The organism is Paenibacillus gansuensis, assembly GCF_042684925.1.
In the GTDB taxonomy this organism is placed as follows: Bacteria; Bacillota; Bacilli; order Paenibacillales; family DY6; genus Paenibacillus_N; species Paenibacillus_N gansuensis.
The window spans coordinates 1-6255 of sequence record NZ_JBHUME010000004.1; the positions used below are offsets into that span (position 1 = coordinate 1).

The 6255-nt window shown below is 37.5% G+C and carries 10 protein-coding genes; all 10 read left to right on the forward strand.

Annotation, left to right across the window (positions count from 1 at the left end; genetic code table 11):
• Positions 1-264 precede the first annotated feature (264 nt).
• The 10 genes from ACFSUF_RS03985 to ACFSUF_RS04030 all read left to right on the forward strand — a co-directional run bounded on the left by ACFSUF_RS03985 (position 265) and on the right by ACFSUF_RS04030 (position 5887).
• Complete coding sequence (locus tag ACFSUF_RS03985; RefSeq protein ID WP_377600386.1) at positions 265-480, forward strand: hypothetical protein; 216 nt, start codon at positions 265-267, stop codon at positions 478-480.
• 47 nt (positions 481-527) lie between these two features.
• Positions 528-1277 carry a hypothetical protein gene (locus ACFSUF_RS03990; RefSeq protein WP_377600388.1) on the forward strand — a complete coding sequence of 250 codons (750 nt, stop codon included), beginning with the start codon at positions 528-530 and terminating at the stop codon, positions 1275-1277.
• 364 nt (positions 1278-1641) lie between these two features.
• Complete coding sequence (locus ACFSUF_RS03995) at positions 1642-1839, forward strand: GNAT family N-acetyltransferase (RefSeq protein WP_377600403.1); 198 nt, start codon at positions 1642-1644, stop codon at positions 1837-1839.
• 63 nt (positions 1840-1902) lie between these two features.
• A complete protein-coding gene (locus tag ACFSUF_RS04000; protein WP_377600390.1) occupies positions 1903-2463 on the forward strand; it encodes an imm11 family protein in 561 nt (186 codons plus the stop codon).
• A gap of 80 nt (positions 2464-2543) precedes the next feature.
• A complete protein-coding gene (locus tag ACFSUF_RS04005) occupies positions 2544-2780 on the forward strand; it encodes a hypothetical protein (RefSeq protein WP_377600392.1) in 237 nt (78 codons plus the stop codon).
• A gap of 115 nt (positions 2781-2895) precedes the next feature.
• Positions 2896-3285: an ankyrin repeat domain-containing protein gene (locus ACFSUF_RS04010; RefSeq protein WP_377600394.1), complete on the forward strand. Its 390-nt coding sequence runs from the start codon at positions 2896-2898 to the stop codon at positions 3283-3285.
• 105 nt (positions 3286-3390) lie between these two features.
• Positions 3391-3936 (forward strand): pentapeptide repeat-containing protein, encoded by a 546-nt coding sequence (locus ACFSUF_RS04015; RefSeq protein ID WP_377600395.1) that lies wholly within the window; start codon positions 3391-3393, stop codon positions 3934-3936.
• Positions 3937-4156: 220 nt separating this feature from the next.
• Positions 4157-4642, forward strand: a complete 486-nt coding sequence (locus ACFSUF_RS04020; RefSeq protein ID WP_377600397.1) for a DinB family protein — start codon at positions 4157-4159, stop codon at positions 4640-4642.
• Positions 4643-4808: 166 nt separating this feature from the next.
• A complete protein-coding gene (locus ACFSUF_RS04025) occupies positions 4809-5264 on the forward strand; it encodes a GyrI-like domain-containing protein (protein ID WP_377600399.1) in 456 nt (151 codons plus the stop codon).
• A gap of 158 nt (positions 5265-5422) precedes the next feature.
• A complete protein-coding gene (locus ACFSUF_RS04030; RefSeq protein WP_377600401.1) occupies positions 5423-5887 on the forward strand; it encodes a VOC family protein in 465 nt (154 codons plus the stop codon).
• Positions 5888-6255: the final 368 nt, after the last annotated feature.

Sequence of the window (6255 nt, forward strand, 5' to 3'; positions counted from 1 at the left end):
TTGGCTTTAATACAGAGGATGGAGCCACACCAATGTTTATTTCAGAGATGATATGATTGAACTAACGGGAAACGATAGTTCAAAGAAACTTGGAGCAGCTGCCGCGGCAGCTTGCTCCTCTATTTCATTGAAGTAACTAGCAGTTTAGCTCAGAAAACAAGGGCGCACCAACGATGAAGACCAACACAAAATATGTTTTAGTCTAATAAAGGTTATCAATGTTATTGCGGAAATTAACAAGGAAAAAATAGGAGGTGCGTAATATTGCAATTAGAAAACTATAAGTTTAGTGGAATTGATGCTTCTTTAGTCGGTGCGATTAAATCAGTTGCTGACTATTATCAGATTCCTTTGACAACATCATGGATATATGGCATGACAGGGCTTTCCTTCTTGCACGTACTTGATGAGAACCTAGTGGAACCCAATGGAGACCACCTGAACCAGAGGTTTTTAATCTTGCACGTAATATTGGATTAGAGATAGATGGTCTGCATGTTTATGCAAAAAATGAAGATTTTATTAACTTGCAGTCTGAAGCATGGGAGAAGGCAAAACAAGCCATTACCGTAAAACAACCAGTTTTCGCAAAAAATATAGTTAACGAGAATCAAACATCAGTGATTTATGCTTATGATAATGTTGGTTATTATACGCAACATTGGCATTCTGGATATGAGAACAGTGAAGATGTTATTCCTTGGAACTTACTAGGCTTAAGTCAATGTCCATGTATCAATTGCGTAAATTATCGAAAATTAAACAACCAGATGGTTAACTTCGAAAGTGGTTTGATTTCTTTACACTGGGCCACCCCAATCGAACCAGGAGATGAAGTAACTACTCTTAAAACTGCACTTGGATTTGTTATACGACTAAATGAACAAGAAAGCTATATGTGGTCAGAAAAAAAATATTACATCGGTTCAAAGGCTTACGAAAAATGGTTGAATGCATTGGAAAGCGAGGCTGTTGATAAATATTTTTTCAGCCTCTTTGTAGAGATTTTGTATGAAGCAAGAAGTCATGCGGTGAAGTTTCTCACGCAATTGAAAGGAAGAATTGCAGGGTTAAATGAACAAACGATTAATGAAGGGATAAATATTTATAGTAAAGTTGCTTCAAGATACAAAACCTTGAAAGAGATGTATCCATACGAAGAACCACCCCAAAGCGAAATAAAGCAAAAAGAGCAATGTATCACGATCGTCAAAGAGTTATATCAATTGGAGAGCGATTGCTATAAATTTCTAAAAGAAATCCATGCAAGTTTATGAGTCAAGTCATTAAGCTAACTGGGAACGATAGTTAAATAAAGGAAACTAATGAGGCTGCCACGAATTTGTATGGCAGCCTCGTTATGTTAAAGGGCGGGAAATTTTCATAGAAAAGCATGCTTTCTACACGAGGAAGTGGTCTGATGGATAATGTCAACGAGTACATGGTTAGTTAAATAACATCCCGGAGCAGAATGCCATCGAGCATCTGTTTTCATAAATTTTTTATAAAGGGGGACGGGTATGCAAATGAAGATAAGGGAAATTGAAACAGATGAATATAACGAAGTAGTTTTCTTATGGAACGATGTATTAGGAGTGCGTTACGGTCACGAATGAGAACTTTCGCGTTACGATGGAACAGATGTCCAGAGCCGGCAATTACAAAACGTTTGTAGCGTTACTTGAGAATCAAGTTGTTGGGTCTGTTCATAAGGATTTTCAGCGTCATAGGGTAGGAACCGAACTGCTACGATACACTGAAAATTATGCGAAAGACAGTGGAATATCCAGCATTATTCTATGTACCGGGATGAAGCGAACCGATGCCCATGCTTTCTGAGAATCATATTGCCTTAAGAAGTAAGACTAGAAGAAGCAAATAAATAATGACGGAGTGAAGGAAATGAAAATTTGGAGATTAGAATATGATCTTGACATCGTACAAGGTTTCGTACTTAAAGATCAAGGACTAAGAGAGACGATAATGGCCAGAAATAACTTTAGGGGCCACTCAATACAAAATTGGGAGTATGTTGAAGTAAAGCGAAGTGGTAGAAAAGCAATATGCGATATTTATGCTTTTTCCGTGCAACATCCGATTGTTTCTGTTAAAAGCTCTGAATTTTTTAAATTGTACTTTCCCGAGGAAATCCAATTACTTGATGTGTTTAATGGAAAAGAAAAGTTTTATATTTTAAATGTAATTAATCTCATTGACTGTTTAGATATGGATAAATCTAAAATTGAGTACTTTTCTTCTGGACGTATTATGGAGGTAGTATCATATTCTTTCAAACCGGATTTAATTAAGGAGAGTTATTTATTTAAAGTACCTCAATATCCTTCAAAGATTTTTGCAACAGACAGAATGAAGAAATTAGTAGAGTCTACCGACTTAATCGGTTATAAATTTGTAGAAGTATGGAATTCTGAAAGAGACACGAATCGCGTAGATATGTTATGAATTCGACATGTACACTAGAATTAGCTCCACTTTTTTAATTACCATAGTCTTGTATGTAATTACATTCTTGGAGGTATACGATGTCTAATAATTTGGGGGATATTTTGAAAACTCTAGTTATTAATGTCCTGCTTGGAATTACTGTATTTATTATTGGATTCCTAGTTATTGTATTCCTTTCGGATTCAGATGGTAAAGTTGAACTATCATATTATGCCGCTATTGCATACGCTCTTTTGTACTTAGCAAGTGTAATATCTGTATGCACGGCAATTATTGTGAAGAAGCTTGGCAATTCAACAAACGGGGAACGATAGTTTAATAAAGGAAGTTAACGAGGCTGCCACGAATTTGTATGGCAGCTTTAATACTTCGACGAATACAAAGACTATGGAAAAATTATGAATAAACATTGAAGAGGAGTTGACTGTGTTGGAGAACAATAATTTAAGTCCCGAACTCGTCCAGCTTTTCGTGGGACAAGCCCATGGAGATTTTCAAAAGGTCCAAGAATTATTAGAACAAGAGCCTGGTCTATTAAATGCTTCTTGGGATTGGGGCAATGGTGATTGGGAAACTGCTCTTGGTGCGGCTGCACATATGGGAAGAAAGGATATTGCAAATTATTTGCTCGATAAGGGTGCGCGGATCGATTTATTTGCAGCTGCAATGTTAGACAAAGTCGAAATCGTAAAAGCATTGATCTCTGATAATCTTGCTTTGAAAGATAGCTTAGGACCTCATCGAATCCCGTTAATTAATCATGCCGAAGCAGGGGAAGCAACGGCAGTAATGAATTATCTTAAATCAATAAAAAGTTAAGACACTTGTTTTAAGCTAACGGGGAACTATAGTTGAATAAAGGAATGACGAGGCTGCCACGAATTTGTATGGCAGCCTCGTTAAGCTAAAGGGCAGGTTAGTATAATGGATAATACAGGAAATATTAGGGTGGACGTTGAAGTAAAGAGAGCAATTCATTTTAATAAGGGGGATAACCAGATGAGCTTAAAGGTGGAACCGTTGGATTTGCAAAGGGCAGATATTTCAGGGTCTAAGTGGCAGGAGGTCAGAGCCGAGGAGCTTGATATCGATAATGTCAGCTTGGCAAAGACAAAAATTAATAATGTAAACATGAGTGATATGTCTTTGAATGATGTTAATATGGGTAGAATTAATATCTCGAACGCAAACTTGTCGGGTTTAGGTATTCAGCATGCTAACTTTAGCCACGCTGTTATTGACCATGTCCATCTTTTTGGAACAGAATTTCATAATGTGGTTCTTCCTCAAGAAGGAGACGGAAACTACAATTCCGAGGGACAATATAAACCAGTAAGTTTTCATAATTGTAACCTGTCAAACGGACAGTTTAATAATTGTGATTTATCAAATGTTGAACTAAATGCATGTAACATTTCAGGATTAAAAATAAATGGTATCTTAATTACTGATTTACTCCATAACAAATAAAGAACAAAGAGCGGCAGCTGTTTTGTTTTGACTCCGCTAAATAATGAAGTTTGGTTATGCTAACTGGGAACTTTAGCGCAATAACAACAGTCGGGGAGGACAAATATGTTCTCCCCTTATCTCATTTAAAAGGTATTATGGAGCTAACGGGTAGAAGAGGTGCAAAACATCAGATAAAGGAAATATATAACTTAGACGTTTACTAAGGGGGGATTTATGCATGAATGGTACATATAAGTCCAGTGATATCGAGCTCGTTAAGAGGTACAGTTCAATGCCAAATGTACTTATAGGAGCCCTAACGGGTTTATCAGATGATCAGCTGGACTTGAGTCGAAGTGCCGGTAAGTGGTCAATAAGGCAGATTGTTCATCATATCGTTGATTGCGAGTTGAATTATTTACAATATGATCGATATGCACTCTCGAATACGGACCGAATGTTTATTTTCCCTGATTTCAGCGGTGATACTTGGAACATGCATATGCAATATAGTAATAGACCAATCGAACTTGAGATAAGATTTTTTTCATTGATCAGGGAGTACATCACTCATTTATGTGATATACTGCCGGAATCCTTAGACCGTACGTTAAAACATGAGGATGGAGAATTTACAGTTAGACAAGCACTTGAACATGACAATGCTCACGCACAACATCATATCGATCAAATTATTGAAACAAGAAAAATCCATTGTTTTTAAGTTTTTCTTCCTGCGTTCTCGGGGCGATAGTGAAATAACCAGGGGGCAGATTGCCGCGGTATCTGCTCCCTGGTTTTTATTGAAGTAACGGGCAGGATACTATAATGATTCCGCGAATAATCAAAGTGGGGTATTTTCCCAATTCATAACGCGAGGAGAGTGCTTTATGAAGAACAATCAAATCGAGATCGTTACTCTTAAGGAAAAGCATTTTGTGGGAGTTCCCGTGACTAATGTTTTCCAAAGGTTTGATCCGGAAAGCATTAAAGATGCAAATCAGGTATTTCTTGCTAGAAAGAACGAGATTAAAGGGATTTTGAATCAGCACGAATATGTATGTCCCCATTTTGCGAACGATGTACTTTTTACATATATCTACTGTATGGAAGTAACAAGAATTGAGGATGTTCCTAAAGGCATGATCGGATTCAGTGTACCAAGTCAACGTTATGCCAAGGTGAGATCAAAAGATCAAGATCCGTATGAGCTAATAAAATCTTTCTTAAAAGAAAAAAGCCTCAATAATAATTCAAGATCGCTTGCACTTGAAGTATTCAGATTTGGAGAGGAACAACACATTAATAACGCCGATATTTTTGTGCCGATACTTCAAGAAGAGTGAGGAACTTTAACGCGACACGTTAGTTAAATAAACCATACAACAACCAGGCTACCATTTGCTCAACTAACGGGCAGTTTACTGGAAATGAAAGTATTTACGTTTATGAAATTACCATTACTATATCTTTGTACTTTAATTACTCCAAAGGGGGAATTGAGTTGAGCAAAAACCAAATGGAAGAAATCAAGGGCGAGAAAAAACAACAGGACATTACTGGGATGACGTGCATCTACGTCCCCGTGAGTGACGTCTATGAGTCCGTTAAATGGTATCAAAAGAATTTAGGGTGTCAGCCATCAAACATCCACCCTGTTGAACCTGGGATGGAAATATGTATATTGCGTTTTTTTGATGAGAATGGGAAGCATCAAGACGCTGCTAAAGGTTCGATTCCCGCTTTGTTCCTCATAGGATCAGGAGCGGAGGGCGGTCGACTTGGGTTTACATGGCCCAATGGTGATCGTCATGCAGTTGGGTGTTTCGTGACTCCTCGTATCCAAGAACTATTCGAGCGGTTTAAGGAAAACGGAGTGAACATTGTTGGTGAAATTCGGCAAACATGTGGACCCAACTTGCGGTTCTATGATCCTGACGGGAACATGTGGGAAATTTGGCAACCCTGAGAACGGGTAATAACTGAAAAGAATAAGATTATTGAACTATCGGGACATGATAGCGCAATAACACAGTGAAGGCTGCAGATCCGATTGATCAGCAGCCTTTTACACTCCCTCAGAGAATAAGGATTTTCTCACGAATGCTCGCTCATTCGCAGGATTTCAAAATGTATGTTTAAATAGGAGTTAACGGGTACGAAATCCCATGATTGTTCAAATGTAAATTAACACAAGTTCTTTTTCAATCATTCCATTTTCTATACTATTATTTTACGATATATTGAATAAAAGTATTGTGATTAAAAGTGATTAGAATAGTTGTGTCGTAGTTAGTTTAGGAAGGAAGGAATATCGTGATGAGCATTTATTATACT